Genomic DNA, 17,506 nt, shown 5'->3' on the forward strand with positions numbered 1-17,506 from the left:
TACCACCCAGAGCCTTAACTAAGCGTGCTCGGAGGCGGACAGAAGTCGCCATCTTTTCATCTGGATCAATTTCTGGATATTGCCGAGCGATGCAACCAACAAAAATGCACCCTGCAGGAAGCCCGCGCGATTAAGCCTCTCAAGCGACTCCGCATCCAGACTGGAGAGCTTTACTTCACTAACAGTATAGAGCCCCTGAAGATCGTACTTCTCGTCCTCGTGTACTTCTATCTGAATCTTCACCGGCTCTATCAGACCCAGAGCATCGAAAGCCTCGAACATCGAGCGCTGAACCGATATGCCGTCACTTATCCCTCTCAGGATAGTGGACACACGCTCCAGATAGGGGCTGTTCCCGCCATGGGGAAGAAATACGGGTTCGCCTTCCCTCTCACTGACCCTCGGGTTATCCATGTCGACATGAATTACCGGCTCGTGCAGAACTTGGCCGCCCTCTTCTCGCTTCTGAAAGCCGATCAGGAACGGGCCTCGCGCGACGACCCCAGGAATATAACCCGCGTTCCATCTGCCGTCTTCCAGGAAAAGGTTTTCCCCCCGGGAAAAACCGAGTAATGCTATAGACTGATATTCCCCATCGCCCTTATCTTTGCGTTTGCGCAATAGAATCGGATACTCCCGTTGCACATCAGCGTACTCGGTTGGGAATACGGGCACCTGGTTGACGCCATCTCCAAACTCTTTTCCATAGCGAATAATGACCCGCAAGTCCTTGTGCGTCACATTGTCCAGTAATACAGGTTTGCTCATTTCAAACACCAATGGATTCAGCGCGGTGGTCCACACTGGTAACAGCCTGCGCTTTTATCTTTGTTTCAGATGAAAGTACATGAAAGCCCCGACAAAAAAAAGGCCGCTGTAACCAGCGGCCAATTCAGTCAAAGCAGCAAAAACTTCATCTTTCACATACCTCGACACAATTGTCCAGAATGCTTATTGGCGGATTTCCGCTGCTCCGAGTGTTCCGGAGCAGCGGCTTCACCCGAAAAACTTAGAACGCGTAGCGGGCACCAATCTGATAGCGCGCTCCCAGTTCCTCGGCAAACCAAAGCTGCCTGGTATTGCGAGAGTAGTGGCGAACATCTTCCTCGGTCAGGTTGATCCCCTCGAAAAATACGTCAAGGTTATCATTGACCTCGTAGCTGACATTCAGGTCCCACTGCGAGTGGGCCTCCACAAAGCGCGCGTCGGTAGCGCCCTGGGTAATCGACATCAGGTAATCATCGCGCCAGTTGTAGGCCAGGCGTGCCTGGATACCGAAGTTGTCGTAGATGCCCACGACGTTGGCAGTATCACTCAGGCCGGGAAGCGCAAACTGGATTTCACTGGGATCTGCATTGACGTCGTAGCCGACATCGCCACGCACCGTGGTGTAGTTGGCCTGAACACCGAACCCACTGTCACCGAAGAAATGCTGCACGGCAAACTCGAAGCCGTGAATGCTGGCGCTCTTCTGGTTGGTGGGGAAGGTGGTTTCAAATACCATCAGCGGGTCGTCGCTATTTGGACTCAAATCCAGTGCATTTCCATCAGCATCTTCGAGGCTGCCGATCTTCGCTCCGCAGTCCGGATTCGCCAAGCCAGCCAGGCTTGATGTCAGGTCTCCACACTCCGAGGGGAAGGTCACACCCGGCTGCCCCTGGTACTGCTTAACCACCATCGCTGAAAACAGTGTTGTATCGTCGATGGGAACGCCGTCAGCCTCCAGCGCCGAAATAGCTTCTTCAGCGCGCGGGCCGGCGGTGACATCGCGCATATCAAAGAAGGTGCGATCCTCTTTTTCGTTGCCGATGAAGTTATCTACCCGCTTCTCATAAAACCCCAGGGAAACGTAGCTGGAGTCGCCGTAATACCACTCCATGGACAGGTCCAGGTTATCGGATTCGAAAGGTATCAGCAGCGGGTTGGTCTCGTCTGCAGCAGGGTTTGCACCATTCAGGGTTGAACCGTTGGTTGCCCAACCGCTCGGAACAGCGGCAAGACTGCCCAAACCTGCACGGGCGATCGTCTTGCTGTAAGAGAAGCGCCCCTTCAAGTCCTCGCGCAGATCGATCGAGAAATCGAAGCTGGGCAACAGGTGGTCATAGTCATTTTCGACGGTGAGCGATACTTTTTCGTCGGTATCTGTTCTCGAGAAATCGTTATTGTCTTGCCACAGCAAATGAGCCGGTTTAAGAACCTCTGAGGTTGAGGTGGAAGTCGTGCTCTCGTAGCGGATACCAGTCAGATAGCTCACTGGGAAGTCGCCCAGCGTACTGTCTACAGCCACCTGGAAATAGACGCCTTGCACGTCTTCCTCAACCTTATTGTTGGAATTCCAGTTATCAGTGTACGAACAGGCTGCGTCGCCGTCACGCGGATAGTTTTCCACCGCCCAGTTGCACAGCCCCATCGGGTCAGAAGTGCGGAAGCCGAGATTGGTGGCATCGCCGGCAAAACCCAGGTCGTCAAACTGGCTGGAGAGACTGAAAGGCGCCAGCAAATCGGCGAGTCCCGCGGCACCGGCATCATTGATACCCCAGTCACCGAGCGTCCACTGACGGTTCGACTGTCGCGACAGGAACTCCGTACTCCGATCCTCAATCCCGAAATCGAAACGGCCGTTGTCAAACTCGTAGCTGCCGTCCAGCTTGAACTGGGAGATGTCGGACTTCTGGGATGCGTACCAGACCCGTGCCACCTGACTGCCGAAATCTCCAGCATCAAGCTGACCCGGGGTATTGCCGCCGTTGGCTTTACCGGAATCGTCTAAGTCGAAATTAGCACCCGGCACGTCACCCCCGAAATTCCAGCTCTGCCCCGCAACAACTGGCGCACCGAGACTTATATCGATAGAGCCGCTGTTACCTGGTCCTACGGGAAGGCTCTCCATACTGGAATCGTGTACATCTAATGCCAATGAGAAGGCGTCATTCACCTCCCAGTCCAGGTTGAAACCGATAGAATTCAGTGTGTCTTCCTGTTCGCGCCACTGCTGCTCGAAACCCATATCCTTGTCAGTCAGGTTGGTCTCACGAACAAACAACGGTGTGGCCACAATATTGTCGTCAAACTCTACTTCGGCGACGCTGCTGCCGTTGGCCATCCACAGGGTCTGTTCGCTGCGGAACTCGGTCAGCCGGTTCTCTGCGTAGGTGTAATCCAGAGTACCGGTGATGTTATCTGTCGGGCGGAACTGGAAAGTCGCTTGGGCGTTGGTACGCTCGCGCTCGCGATCAGACCAAGTGTATCGGATATCATTGGGACGAACATATAACTGCCCCTGTTCGGGGGCGTTTGTTATTTGCGCGTCGTCGGTGAAGCTATACAGGTTGTCCTGCCCCCAGCGACCAATATTCCAGTCGTTGACTGTAGCGCCAGCCGAACCGGAATCACGCTCCTGGACACTGCCGGAGAGGGAAACGCCCCACCGCTCGCTATCGTCTGTCCAGCTAAAGATACCCGAAACTTCTGGGGTATAGTCGTCGCCGTTCAGGTTAGTGGTATCGCTCACCGCCTTGGCGCCGAGGCTCAGTTTGAAACCCGGATCCTCTAAGGGGCGGGCAGTGTTGATATTGATGGTACCGCCCATCCCACCGGAGGCAATGTCGGCCTTGCCGGTCTTATAGACCTCGACGCCCCTGACGCTCTCGGAAGCGAGATTGGCAAAATCAAACGCGCGGCTCTGGCCGCCGCGGGTGGTGCCGGCACCGCTGCCGCCACCGAAGGCCGAGCCGCCGGGCATGGTACGCCCGTTTAGCGTGACCATATTCATGTCGGCACCAAAGCCGCGAATGGTGACCTGAGAGCCCTCACCATTAACCCGGTCGATGGAAACACCGGTAATCCGCTGCAGGGACTCTGCCAGGTTGGTATCGGGGAACTTGCCGATATCTTCGGCGGAGATGGCATCCACCACACCCGAAGAATCGCGTTTGATATCCATGGCGCGTTCCATGGAAGCGCGGATACCGGTAACAGTCACCTCTTCCAGGGTGGCGTCCTGAGCCAGCGCCACGGAGGCACAGCTCATGGAGGCGATGGCCGCAACCACGGCGCCCGACAGTTTTTTGCGTTTGAACATTTGCATTTCCCTCTTCGCATTTTGTCGCGGCCGACGCTGCCCAGCTGGACCACTCCGGGAAGGACTTGGCGACTTTTATTGGTTATTGTTTGAAATCTGATTTTTATGGTACCGCTACCATAATAGAGATACCTCCGCCGACCTGATGAGTCAAGCGTTTTCTGCCCTATCTAACTGGAAGACGATTGATTGATGGGGATAGTCCCCCCCGCGGACAAAAAACCGCGGGCAATCTGATTCGACAGCAATGGCGCGGTAGCGTACAGGCGCCACAGCCCGCGCAGTTGTACAACCGCGCGAAACGGCCTGAAACCGCGAGATCCGGGGAGCCGAACCCGACGCCTGAGCTCAATGCCCCGGCGCCCACGGAAATTGCAATTGTTGGTAATACGCCAGACTGTGCTCGGGCTTTGCACTACCACGCGGCAACTCACGTTTAGACACCGACTGGAAGTACGCAATGGACGCATCCCGCCACCACTTTGCCTCGCGGGCCTGTACCGCCAACAGGCGCGCGGTTTTATCGAAACGCTCCGGATCTATCAGCGGTTCCAGCGACTGCCACTGGTTCTGCAGCGCTTGTGCTGCGGCGACTCCGCGGTCGTATCGGTGCACAAGTTCCTGCCACAAATCGCGTCCGGACGGCATAGGATGATCCCAGGGCAGATGGTGAAACCACAGCAGCAAATCGTCGCCCACATCATTGCGACTGGCAAAACGCGCGGCCACGGCGGATGCGTACTGAGCCACCGCGTTACTGCCCTCTCGGGTGCGGTCAAAACCAATGCCGTATTTGTCGGCGCGGTGGTAGTAAGCCGGGTTCCACTCCGGGCGCGCCAGGTCAGACACCCACGGCCCCGGGCCATAGTGGTGGCCGGTGGCCATTAGGTGTGCAAGACCGAGCGGGGTCATGTAATCCACCACAGCCTGGCGCGAGGCCAGCATCATGTCGAGGCCGGTTTCAAGCAGCACCGGATTGTCGGAGAACGTGATTTTCAGCCAGTCCCGGGCAACCTCTTCCGCGCCCAGTCTCGGGTCCCACGCCATGCGCCCAAACACATACCAGTTGGCCTGATTGAAGGTGGAGCCGCTCCAGTCGCGATCGCTGCCGATATTGGCGACCCCGGCAATTCCCGTAAGCCTGTGGCCGTGCAGGCTGCCGTCGATCACTTTTGCCACCGTGGACCCGGGCCCGGCGGCGAAGGTGTCCGCACGCAGCACCTCCTCGTACATGGGGCCGAGATAGGCGAGATGAGAGGCAAACCCCAGGTACTCCTTGGTGATCTGGAATTCCATCATCAGCGGTGTCTTCGGCATGGCGCCGAACATGGGATGGAAGGGTTCCCGCGGCTGGAAGTCGATCGGACCGTTTTTCACCTGCACGATGACGTTGTCATCGAACTGACCATCCAAAGGCACAAAGTCACTGTAGGCCTGCTTGGCGCGATCCTCCGGGTTGTCCTGTTGATACACAAATGCACGCCACATCACCACGCCGCCGTGGGGTTTCAGCGCACGCGCCAGCAGGTTTGCGCCCTCAGCGTGATTGCGCCCGTAATCCTGCGGGCCAGGTTGCCCCTCGGAATTGGCCTTTACCAGGAAACCGCCAAAATCCGGGATATACCGGTAAATTTCCTCCGCCTTCTCATTCCACCAACGCTGCACCGCGGGGCTTTTCGGGTCCGCGGTATCGAGCCCGCCAATTTCCACCGGTGCGCTGAAGCGGGCCGACAGATACACGCGAATGCCGTAAGGGCGGAACACGTCCGCCAGCGCGGCGGCCTTGGCCAGATACCGAGGGGTAAGACTGTCGGCGCTGGCATTCACATTGTTCAGCACCGTGCCGTTGACACCGATGGCGGCGTTGGCGCGTGCATAGTCGATGTAGCGCCGGTCGAGGATATCCGGCAGGTTCCACCAGTCCCAAATCGACTGCCCGGCGTAGCCGCGCTCCACACTGCGGTCGAGGTTGTCCCAGTGGTTCAGCACACGCAGACCGATTTGCGGGCGAGTTTCAATGTTCACACCCTCAAGGGCGCTGCGGGTCTGCAGTAGCCGCAACAGATGAAAGCTGCCGTAGAGCAAACCGCGCTCGGAATTTGCGGTGACCACTGTGCCCTTGTGGCCGCGGATAGTGGTGGCGCGGATCAGGTAACCTTCTTCCCCCAACGACTTCAGTGGGAAATTCTGCGCGCGCACATCGCGCGAGGACTGCGGTGTGGCCACCAGTACAAAACCATCGTCACTGATGCGCTCCTCAATCACAGGCCTACGCTCCAGCAACCCGCCGACACCACGCACCAGCTCGCGCTCAATAGCCTTCAGGGTTGGTGACTGTTCACTCTTGGGAATTACCAGTCGCTGCAGCTGCGGTCGGTACTGGTCCCGGATATCCTTCTCCAGTGGCGGGTAGCGCAGCCAGAGATCGTAACCGTCTTCCGCCCGGGCCGCCGTTGCCGCACCGAGCAGTAAAGTGAATAGCAGTAGGATTCTGGTCAGTGAAAAAACATCGCTATACATGGTGAACTCAAGGTTTTTTATTATTTCCGCGACTGGTTCCGCAGCCGCGGGACTTTCTTTACGCCGGTACCCAAGGCTAAAATGGTAGCGCTATCAAAACAAGACCATAACACAAAATTTCTCGGTGTTTGACACGTTGACACAACCTGCCACTAAAACATGCTTATCGGAGTTGAGGGAACATCGCATGCTGAAGATTAAATCCGCCCGGGTTATCACCACTTGTCCCGGACGCAATTTCATCACCTTGAAAATCGAAACCGAAGACGGCATCTGCGGCCTCGGCGATGCCACCCTCAACGGTCGCGAACTGGCGGTGGCAAGCTATCTGCAGGACCATATTGTTCCGTGCCTGATCGGGCGCGACGCACACCAGATCGAGGATATCTGGCAGTACCTGTACAAGGGCGCCTACTGGCGCCGCGGGCCAGTGACCATGTCGGCGATTGCCGCCGTGGATATGGCACTGTGGGATATCAAGGCCAAGGTAGCCGGCCTGCCACTGTATCAATTGCTCGGCGGCGCCTGCCGCAAGGGCAACCTGGTGTACGCCCACGCCAATGGCGAAAGCATCGATGAGACCATTGCCGAGGCAAAGAAATACATCGCACTCGGCTATCGCGCAGTGCGCCTGCAGTGTGGAGTGCCGGGGCTGAACTCAACCTACGGCGTAACCAAAGACAAGGAGCGCTACGAACCGGCGGACGCCGATCTGCCTACGGAAAATATCTGGTCCACGGAAAAATACCTGCGCATAGTGCCGCAACTTTTTGCCGCGGCACGGGAAGAACTGGGCTGGGATATCCACCTGCTGCACGACGCCCACCACCGCATGACCCCCATCGAGGCGGCGCGCCTGGCCAAAGATCTGGAGCCCTACCGCCTGTTCTGGCTGGAGGATGCGGTACCGGCGGAGAACCAGGCGAATTTCCGCCTGATCCGCCAACACAGCACCACACCGCTTGCAGTAGGTGAAGTGTTCAACAGTATCTGGGACTGCAAACAACTCATTGAAGAGCAGCTGATCGACTATATCCGCGCAACCGTAGTACACGCCGGCGGTATCACCCACCTGCGACGCATCGCCAACCTGGCCGCGCTGTATAACGTTCGCACCGGCTGCCACGGCGCTACCGATCTGTCGCCAGTCACCATGGCGGCGGCGCTGCATTTTGGCCTGTCGATTCCGAACTTTGGTATTCAGGAATACATGCACCACACCGATGAAACCAATGCAGTGTTCCCCCACGCCTACAGCTTCGACGATGGCTACCTGTATCCCGGCGATAAGCCCGGGCTCGGGGTGGATATCGACGAAGACATGGCCAAGGAGTTTCCCTACCAACGCGCGTTCCTACCGGTGAACCGCCTGGAAGATGGCGGCATGCACGACTGGTAAATCGCCCGGCAGGTGAAAAAAAGCCAGCGGAAATCCGCTGGCTTTTTCGTTGTACCGCCGCTTAACCGGAAAGTTTATTCACACACATTCCCGGTAACTTCCGGCACTTCGGCGCTGGTACCGCCCTTGGTGCCCTGCATACCGAAACTCACGGTCTGGCCGGCGCCGATGGTGTCGTTCCAGCCCATGCTGGTGGCGGTAAACGGCCCCATGCCGTTAACCACAGCATTCCAGGTATTGGTCAGCGCGGTGCCGTCGGAGTAGCCCCACTGCACTTCCCAGCCACTCACCGGCTCGCTGCCGGTATTGGTCAGGCGCACTTCCGCGGTGAAGCCGTCGTTCCACTCATTGGATACCACGTATTCGCAGTTCACGCCGCTGCCGGTGCTGCCGCCTGAGCTGGAGCTGGAACCGCCACTGCTGGAGGAGCTGCTGCCTCCAGAAGAGCTGGACGAGCTGCTGCTGGAAGACGAGCCACCCGAGGAAGATGAGCTGCTGGAGGATGAACTGCTGCTCGAGGAGGAGCTGCTACTGGACGACGAGCCTCCACTGGAGCCGCCGCCATCAAATGCGACATCCACGCAACCGTGGAAGCGCTCCCAGGTAAAATAGTTGCGACCCCATTCACCGTAAATGATGTGCCGCCCTTCGCGCTCCGGCACCTCACAGGTGGTGTGGAACAGACTGCTGGCCTTTTCTGCCACCACATTCGGATTGGCGGTGGGATTGCTGTCATCGTAATTCAGCACACAGAAAGCTTCGTCTTCAAAGTCGTCCCAGGTCAGGGTTCCTCCCACCTGATACACGAAATCCGGCTTAGTGATCCAGTAGCGGAATTCCTCGGTGTCATCCCAATGCGGGCCCCAGCTGATATTCCAGGTAAATGTCTGGGTACCACCGCTCATCGGACTGGTGGGCCAATCGAGCTGGTGGTCCCAGGGCGTGGGGCCACCGTTCCAGGTTTCACTGTCAAAACCGCACACGTTGGTGCTCTCTGCCTGCGCGCGTCCCTGGGCGTGGGTGAGCACGCTCATAAACTGGTAGCCGCCACTGAAGTCTATCTGCGCGGCTTCCACACAGGCGGGGGTAGTGGCCTGATCAGGCTTTTCGTTCATGCCGCAGTGGGCATTGCGCGCCGGCGGCTCAACTATAAGACCGTGCCCCAGCGCACTCCCCGCCACCAGTGACAGGCCGATCAGGCCGAGCCCTTTTTTCCACAACCCGTTTTTCCACGAAGTATTTCTCATCATCGTTGTCCTCATTTTCTACCTATTATCGGTTTACTGCTGAGAACGAGACGAGGGGGAACCCAAACCGGGCCCCCGTCGCCTGCGACAAGTTGTCACAGTGTGGATAAATTCAAACTAATGGGGGGATTTAGGCGCAGTGACTAGCAATAAACGCTTTGTGTGATGGCATCGCCTCCACCGAGCGCTCGATGACCGACTTGATTTCCCGCATTCGAGCGACGAACATTTCTTCCGGCATGGCGTCGACAAGAGGGTGGTAACCGCGCGGTATTACCCCCTGCCCCAACATCACTTCCATCCAGCTCAGCTCATTGAACAGTTCACTATTGGCACGGACGATACGTCCGTTTGCACGGAACTGCTCGATTTTCTGCGCGAGGGTATCGGGAATTTCCATGTTACGGCAGTAGTTCCAAAACTCGCTGTCGTCCCGCTCCGTGGCACAGTAGTGGAGGATCAGAAAATCGCGGATGCGGTCCATCTCGAAATGCGTTTGGCGGTTGTATTCGTCGATGTCGACCCGATCGAAATTTCGATTGGGGAACAGACTCAGCAGGCGCGCAATCGCCGACTGCACCAGGTGGATACTGGTGGATTCCAGCGGTTCCATAAATCCACTGGCGAGGCCGAGAGCCACGCAGTTCCTGTGCCAGAATTTGTCCCGCTTGCCGGTAGTGAAACGCAGCAGTTTTGGATCGGACAGCGGTGCACCGTCGAGATTGCGCAGAAGTATCGTTCGCGCGTCCGCGTCGTCCATAAAGCGGCTGCTGAATACGTGCCCGTTACCAACTCGATGTTGCAACGGAATACGCCACTGCCAACCAGCAGCGTGGGCAGTTGAACGGGTATAGGGTATAGGGTTGCCGTCGCCCTCACAGGGTACTGCCCAGGCGCTGTCGCAGGGCAACCAGTGGCGCCAGTCCTCGTAGCCAACACCCAGCGCCTCACCGATCAGCAAACCGCGAAAGCCGGAGCAGTCGATAAACAGGTCGCCTTCGATTGTGCGTCCATCGTCGAGATGTATGGATTCGATAAATCCGCTGTCAGGGTGCAGTTGCGCTTTTGTCACCACGCCTTCGCTGCGGACGACGCCGCGCTGCTCGGCGTACTCGCGCAGGAACTGCGCATACAGGCCGGCATCGAAATGGAACGCGTAGGCGATGTTGGAGAGCGGGGAATTACCGGCGTCGACCGAGCGCATAAAGCGCCCCTGCAGAGCCGCCAGCGCGGTGAGGGTATATTCGCCGATGTCTCGGCTTCCGCCCCGGAGATGCTCTTTCAACCAGTAGTGGTAAAACGGGATGCCTTCCATATCCCGGCCAACTTCACCGAAGGCGTGGATATAGGAATCCCCTTTCCTGCCCCAGTCCACGAACTGGATACCGAGCTTGAAGGTGCCGCAGGTTTTGCGCAGGAACTCGTCTTCATTGAGCCCCAGCATGCGGTTGAACACCTGGATCTGTGGAATGGTGGCTTCGCCTACACCGACGGTGCCGATACTTTCCGACTCCACCAGTTCGATGTCGCAGAACCGGTTTTTCATTACTTTGGACAGCGCCGCCGCGGCCATCCAGCCGGCGGTGCCGCCACCGACGATCACGACTTTACGGATATTGTTATTGTTCACAGTTTACCCGCCTCTGACAGAACTTCTGCGCCAAACTTACCGCTCGCACTTCGCGGTTTCAAATAAAAAAAAGAGCGCACTGCTTGCACAGTGCGCCGACGAGAAGGCACAACAAGACGTCGTGCGAAAGCGTTAGAAGTTTGCGCGGGCGATCAGGGCGAAGCGGCGGTCCTGGATAAACCAGGAGCGACCGGCCTCAGTGCCCGCGTCGTCCAGCTGCATGATGGTTTCGGTCTGGGTATCGAGCAGATTGGAAACCTGCAGCCCGACGGTTACGCCGTTGTCGAAGTTGTAGAACACGGAGCCATCCATATACCCGGCATCGTCATTGAAGATCGGGTATTTACTGATGGTATCGCGGGTAGTGAGCAGGTACTTGGAGCGCCAGTTGTAAGCGAGGCGCGCCGACCAGGGCCCTTTTTCATACATACCCACGATATTGTAGGTGTGCTCCGACACACCGCGCAGCGGCAGCAGGGTGATATCCGGCAGCGGGTAGCGGTCGGCCTCTTCTTCCTCACCGGTGGCGGGCTCGGCGCCACCGCCAACACCGCTGTTGGTGAGACCGGAGTCGATCCAGGTGTAGTTCAGCTGCAGGCCGAGCCCGTCAAACGGTGCCGGCAGGAAATCGTAGAACTGCTGATAGGCGAGCTCCACCCCCTGCATAAAACCGTCGCCGCCGTTTACGGTGGATTCAAAGTCCACGGTCTGCACCTGGCCAGTGATCGGGTTGGCGAATTCCCGCGGGAAGGCGCCGGTGATAAAGGTGTCGCTCAGGTCTTTGTAAAACACGGAGGTGGTGAAGGAACCCACCTGGGCAAAATACCATTCGACGGACGCGTCGTACTGAATGGACTCCATCGGCCACAGGTAGGGGTTGCCACCGGAGCCGACCCAGTCCACCGGCGCGACGGACACGATGTTGGTGCCGTTGTCTTCCGCCTCCTCGCCCTCTGACGGCGGCTCCACCGGACCGTCCTCGCGCACCACACCCAGCTGACGCGCGCCGATCACGGCCTGATTTTTCACATCCGACATGTCCGGCAAGGCAATGGCCTTGGAAACGGCGAAACGCGCCAGCAGGTCGTCGCGCAGTTCCAGTTTCAGGTTGAAGCTCGGCAGCACGGTGGAGTATTTGCTCCAGCCCTCCTCCAAAGTGAAAGCGTCGTTGCCGAAGGCTTTCTCTTCCGGGGTCAGCCAGTTGTTGGCATCGCGGGCATAGGCCATCGCCTCTTTTTCAGTGGCGAAGCGTCCATCCAATACCGCCTGGACGGCCCACTTGTTGATAGCGTCGTAGTCGTTCAGTACCACCGGGGCGCCGTCGGGGTATGGCAGGCCGACGAAATCCGGGTACTGCACCGAGCCCAGAGCTTCGCGCTCGATCTCTACATAACGCAGGCCGACATTACCGGAGAAGCGCAGTGCGGTTGCATCGGAGCCAAAATCCAGACGCAAATAGGCGGCGCGGTTGGTTTCGGTGGTGTCGAAAACCTCGGGCGCCTGGAAAATGCCCTCGGCGACGATGTCATCGCGAGTTGGGTAGGGTTCCCACGGATCACCGGAGGGAGAGATAAACAGATCGCGATGCCCCTTCGCCACCCCTTTCACATAATCCGCATCCGGGAACAGGAAGCCGCCGCCGGGTACCGAGAGAACGCCGCCGCGGTGGAAGTCGCTAAAGCTCACGTATTCGTAGGGCTGGCCCGCCACTTCCGGGTCAGTGAGGTAATAGGGGGTATTCCATTCCGCACCGATGGTCCCCCAGTTGTAGGAGGTCAGGCGCACCGTCTGGTCGCGCTCCGCCAGGCGCGCACCGAACCTGGCCGCGCGCAGCAGGCCCAGCGGCTCTTCGCTAAAGTGATAGGTGCCGTCAAAGCGGGTGGCGAAGGATTCCCCCTCGGAGCGCTCGTAGTGATCCATCGCGGAACGCCACCAGTAATTCTGCGGATCCCTGAACCAGTTCGGATCGCTGCTGCCGTCGTAAGGGACGTTGGGGTCTTCCACGACCAGGGTAGGTGTCTCGCCGCTGGCGTCGTACGCCTGCGCCATCCACTGGCCGAGAGCAATCTGCAGGTCATCGTCGGCGGTTTCCGCCTGGATATACTGGAAGTCGACGCCGTACTCCCAATTGTCGTTCGGCGTAAACCGCAGATTGAAGGCGAAATCGTCCACCACCGTGTGGGTGTCTTTGACCCGGGTGTCGGTCTGAAACTTGGAGCCGTACTGTCCGTCGTCGGGCGCATAGCCGCCGCGCCAGCCGGCCTCGGTAACCATGGCGCCCTGTTCGAATACACCGTTGTCGTCGAAGGAGAATTCGGTACCCGCCAGCGGACCGACCGTGCGCGCGGCATCGTAGGCATCCCCATTGTATTTCACCGCATTTTCGGTCCAGGACAGGCGCGAGTCCGAGCGCATGAACTGCGCTGTGGCCAGAATTGTTTCGTCGGTGTCCGCCCACTGGAACGCCGCCGCGTAACCTTTGCGGGTGCGTTCGTCGTTCTTTTTGAAGAAGTTCGAGGCGTTGGGGACCCATACAGTGTCGAAACCTTCCGCCCCGGCGATGCCCTCCGCGTCGTACTTGATAAAGGTATCGGACTGGATGCCGTGGGAGGTGCCCATCAGTTCCGAGTGGGCGACGTTGAACAGCACTCCGAACTCGCCAGCGCTGGTGGTCCAGCGGTCGCTGAAGAGTGCCGACACGCTCGGGGTACCGTCTTCATCCAGGTCACCCTGGGAATAATCCGCCGAGATGGAAATGGTCTGTTCCGCGAGGTCGAAGGGTTTGCGGGTGCGCAGGCTTACTGTGCCGCCGATACCGCCCTCGATCATATCCGCGGACTGGTTCTTGTAAACATCCACTCCGCCCATCAGCTCTGGCGGCACATCCTGGAACGAGAGCCCGCGGCCGGAGTTGGCGGTAAACGAATCGCGACCGTTGAATTCGGAACGGGTAGCGGTCATGCCGCGGATAACCGCACCGGAACCCTCCACGCCGAAGTGATCCGGATCATCGGCACCGGCAAACCGCTCGATGGAAACACCCGGCATGCGCTGCATGGCTTCCAGCACACTGCGGTCCGGCAGCGAGCCCATATCATCGGAGGAGATGGAATCGACGAAGGTGTCGGCCTCGCGCTTGATATCCTGCGCATTCTGCAGGTTGTAGCGCACGCCGCTTACCACCACTTCCTCAATGGCGCTGGGAGACGCGTTGTCGGCATCCCCGGTTTTTTGCGTATCCTGTGCGAGTACCTGTTGAGCACTGAGCGCGGTAGCCGCCAGCGCCATAATCACTTCAGACAGGTGGTTTTTCTTAAACGGGCTTTTCTTGAATTTATTGTTATCGAACACGGAAGTGCTCCCATCTCGCGTAGCGCCTGCGCACCCGTTCACTCTCCGCGAAAGATCGGCAGAGATATCGGGACGGCTGCTGCGGCTTGTTATTGTGAGTTTTATGACCAGGGGATAAACGCCCGGTTTTATTTTTCTAACGTTTTGTTACCGCTAACAATTTAAAGGATTATTCAGCCGGCCGTCCGCTGTCAAGCACTTTTACCCGTCGAAAATACTGGATCCGCCCGACAAAAAAGAGATTTTAACGCCATGTATTGTAAACGTTTACATCGAATGGTAGCGTTACCGTAAATATGTGTCCGGAATACCAGACCCGCACAAACCAACCCGCGCCACCTCTCCAGCGGAAGTGCACCCACGGTTTGAGCCAATAGAAAAATAAATCTGAAATAGCGATGACCCGAGCGACAGCACCCACATCCGAGTGACCGTTCCGCGTCAACAGCCCGCGGGCAGGCCAACACTGCCCCGCATACCGTATTTACAACAAAAAAGTCCGGAAAACCGGACCAACGGCAAGGGTAACGACCATGAAAACCTCTCTGTTTCCAATCGCAGTGCTTTCGCTGGCCATAGCTTCCGCGGGCTGTACCGACAGAAAAATCAAAGGTCCGGACGCAACGCTCGGCACCGACAATAATGTTGCGCCCGTTGCAGAGGCCGGTGCCGACCAGGTGGTAGCCGCCGGCAGCAGCGTCACTCTGGTGGGTGTCGGTAGCGACGTGGATGGCAGCATCACCAGCTACAACTGGAGCCAATCTTCAGGACCCGCCGTTACCCTGGCAACAGACGACAGTGGCAGCGCCAGTTTTACCGCGCCGGCCACAGAGGCGTCCGTCACCCTCACCTTCGAGCTGCGTGTCAGCGATGACGGCGGCGCCAGCAGCCCGGCGGATGCCGTCACCGTCACCGTGCTGCCGGCGCTGGATAAATTCTTCGGCGTCGCCACCGAGCACCCGGACGACTACACCCAGCTCACCACCTACTTCGATCAAATCACTCCCGGCAATGCGGGCAAGTGGGGCACAGTGGAGTCCACCCGCGACGTCATGGACTGGACCGATCTCGATACCGCCCACACCTTTGCCGGGAACAACGATCTCAGCTTCAAGTACCACACCCTGTTCTGGGGTCAGCAGCAGCCGGCATGGCTCGCCGACCTGAGCGCGGAAGAGCAGCTTGAGGAAATCAACGAGTGGTTAGCTGCGGTAAAAACCCGCTATCCAAAGCTTGAAATGATCGATGTGGTCAATGAACCGCTGCACGAAATACCCGCCTATAAAGAGGCTCTGGGTGGCGATGGCGACACCGGCTGGGACTGGCTGATCACGGCATTCGAACTGGCCCGCGAAGCCTTCCCCGAATCCAAGTTGATCCTGAACGACTACAACATTCTGAGCCTCGACGCCGCCACCGAAGATTATCTCGCCCTGATCCAGTTGCTGCAGGCGCGCGAGCTGATCGACGGTATTGGCGTGCAGGCGCACTTTCTCGAGCAGTCCCTGGCAGCGGATATAAAAGGCAACCTCGATCGTCTCGCCGCCACCGGCCTGCCGATTTACGTCTCCGAACTGGACATCAATTTTGCCGACGACGCCCGCCACGCCAATAAACTGCGCGAGCTGTTCACGGTGTTCTGGGAACACCCGGCAGTGGCGGGTATCACTCACTGGGGCTACCGCCAGGGTCATATGTGGCGCAGCGAAGCCTGGCTGCTGGCGAGCGATGGCAGCGAGCGCGCGGGCCTGCAGTGGGTGAACTGTTACCTCGCCGGAGAGACAGAGTGCGATCACCTGGTGCCGGAATATATTCCCGGCGGCTGGAGTGGCAGTGACGACCTGATCACGCTGGAGGCGGAACTCTACGACCAAGGCCACGGCGTGCAGGCCGCCGGCAGCGTGGTGGCGCACACCGACATAGGCGACTGGATTATGTTTCAGGACGTGGCGTTCAAGGACGCCTGGGACAGTTTCAGCGTGAGTTACGCCAAGGGCGCGGGCAACACCGGCAGTATTTCGATCCGCCTCGACAGCTTGGAAAACGCCAACGCACTGCAGGTACAGCTGCCTCCCACCAACGGCTGGAGCGATTTCCAGACCAGCACGGTGGACTGGGCACCGGTGTCCGGCAGTCACGATGTGTATGTGCGCTTCAACGAGGTCTCCGGCGTTGCCAACATCGACTGGCTGCGTTTTGGTGTCGCGGGAGCCAAACCGGTGGCGAACCTGGTCAGCAACGGCGACTTCGAACAGAGCGCGGAAGGCTGGGGCGCGGGCTGGGGGGGCGGCGCACTGAGCACCTCGGCGGAATACGCCAAGACTGGCAACCGCAGCCTGCTGGCCGCAGGTTTCAGCAGCGGCGCCTACGCGACCTACGACCTGACCGCGCTGGTGGAACCCGGCACCAGCTACCCGGTGATTGCCTGGGCACTGCACACAGGTGCCGCTCCGGTACCGATCCGGTTGGTGACCAAGCTCGCGTGCGAGGGGCAGGGAGATCAGTATCTCTGGCTCTCCGACAATGACGCGGTACCCGCACAGACCTGGACCGAACTCGCGGGCACGCTGGAAATACCCGCAGATTGCCAGGTGAACGAGGCGCTGATGTATTTTGAAAATACGCCCGGGGGTACCGATGTTTACCTGGACAGTGTGCAGGTGATCCCGCCGAGCACTGGTGAGGAAGAGGAGACCGACAACCTGATCAAGGACGGTGGCTTTGAGGGTGTGGTTCCGGCGGCTGCCTGGAGTGCCTGGTACGCCAGTGGCACCACGCTTGCGCTCAGTACTGAGCAGGCACAGGCCGGCAGCCAGAGTCTGAAGGTTTCCACCCGCGCTGAGAATTCAAATCCGTCCTACGACCTGACGGCGGCGGTGGAAGCGGGTGCTGCGTATGACGTTGCGCTGTCTGTGCGGCATTCGGGGCCCAATGCGGCGCCGGTTCAGTTGACTCGAAAGTTGGCCTGCGAAGGAGAGGGTGACGACTATGCGGCTGTTGCCGGAACGGACAATGACCGGAACCCGATCAGTCTGGCGGCGGGTGAGTGGCACGACCTTACCGGCAGTTTTGAGGTGCCGGCGGGCTGTACCGTGAATGAACTGCGGTTGTATTTTGAAGGTACACCTCTGGAAGTGGAAACTTTCTATATTGATGAGTTTTCGGTTACTCCGCAGTGATTTGGGCTTTGTAGTTTAGTCCGGTGGCGGCAGGCCGCCGGGTACGGGTATTCAGGACCGGGCTGGGCGCCCCTCTTCAACCCATCCATGGGCGCTGCG

8 protein-coding genes are annotated in these 17,506 nt (G+C 58.6%); 2 read left to right on the forward strand and 6 right to left on the reverse strand.

From position 1 onward, the window contains the following. Positions 1–18: 18 nt before the first annotated feature. The 3 genes from GNX18_RS10560 to GNX18_RS10570 form a co-directional block, all read right to left on the reverse strand. On the reverse strand, positions 19–768 hold the full coding sequence (locus tag GNX18_RS10560; RefSeq protein WP_138236866.1) for a SapC family protein: 750 nt from the start codon (positions 766–768) through the stop codon (positions 19–21). A 241-nt stretch (positions 769–1,009) separates the two neighbouring features. Beyond that, on the reverse strand, positions 1,010–4,081 hold the full coding sequence (locus GNX18_RS10565; RefSeq protein WP_166217826.1) for a TonB-dependent receptor: 3,072 nt from the start codon (positions 4,079–4,081) through the stop codon (positions 1,010–1,012). A 348-nt stretch (positions 4,082–4,429) separates the two neighbouring features. Then, positions 4,430–6,601, reverse strand: a complete 2,172-nt coding sequence (locus GNX18_RS10570) for an alpha-glucuronidase family glycosyl hydrolase (protein ID WP_166217829.1) — start codon at positions 6,599–6,601, stop codon at positions 4,430–4,432. A gap of 187 nt (positions 6,602–6,788) precedes the next feature. Between GNX18_RS10570 and manD the strand changes: the two genes are divergently transcribed. Then, on the forward strand, positions 6,789–8,000 hold the full coding sequence (manD, locus tag GNX18_RS10575) for a D-mannonate dehydratase ManD (protein ID WP_166217832.1): 1,212 nt from the start codon (positions 6,789–6,791) through the stop codon (positions 7,998–8,000). A gap of 74 nt (positions 8,001–8,074) precedes the next feature. Here the strand turns inward: manD and GNX18_RS10580 are convergent, their stop codons facing one another. The 3 genes from GNX18_RS10580 to GNX18_RS10590 all read right to left on the reverse strand — a co-directional run bounded on the left by GNX18_RS10580 (position 8,075) and on the right by GNX18_RS10590 (position 14,228). Continuing rightward, the gene (locus tag GNX18_RS10580; RefSeq protein ID WP_166217835.1) at positions 8,075–9,247 is read right to left on the reverse strand and encodes a lytic polysaccharide monooxygenase; all 1,173 of its coding nucleotides are present in this window, start codon (positions 9,245–9,247) and stop codon (positions 8,075–8,077) included. Between the two features lie 130 nt (positions 9,248–9,377). Further along, on the reverse strand, positions 9,378–10,877 hold the full coding sequence (locus GNX18_RS10585; protein WP_166217837.1) for a tryptophan halogenase family protein: 1,500 nt from the start codon (positions 10,875–10,877) through the stop codon (positions 9,378–9,380). A 132-nt stretch (positions 10,878–11,009) separates the two neighbouring features. After that, positions 11,010–14,228, reverse strand: a complete 3,219-nt coding sequence (locus GNX18_RS10590; RefSeq protein ID WP_240913969.1) for a TonB-dependent receptor — start codon at positions 14,226–14,228, stop codon at positions 11,010–11,012. Between the two features lie 533 nt (positions 14,229–14,761). Here GNX18_RS10590 and GNX18_RS10595 point away from each other — a divergent pair. Then, complete coding sequence (locus GNX18_RS10595) at positions 14,762–17,407, forward strand: endo-1,4-beta-xylanase (protein ID WP_166217840.1); 2,646 nt, start codon at positions 14,762–14,764, stop codon at positions 17,405–17,407. Positions 17,408–17,506: the final 99 nt, after the last annotated feature.

The sequence above is a fragment of the Microbulbifer sp. SH-1 genome (assembly GCF_011326135.1).
In the GTDB taxonomy this organism is placed as follows: domain Bacteria; phylum Pseudomonadota; class Gammaproteobacteria; order Pseudomonadales; family Cellvibrionaceae; genus Microbulbifer; species Microbulbifer harenosus.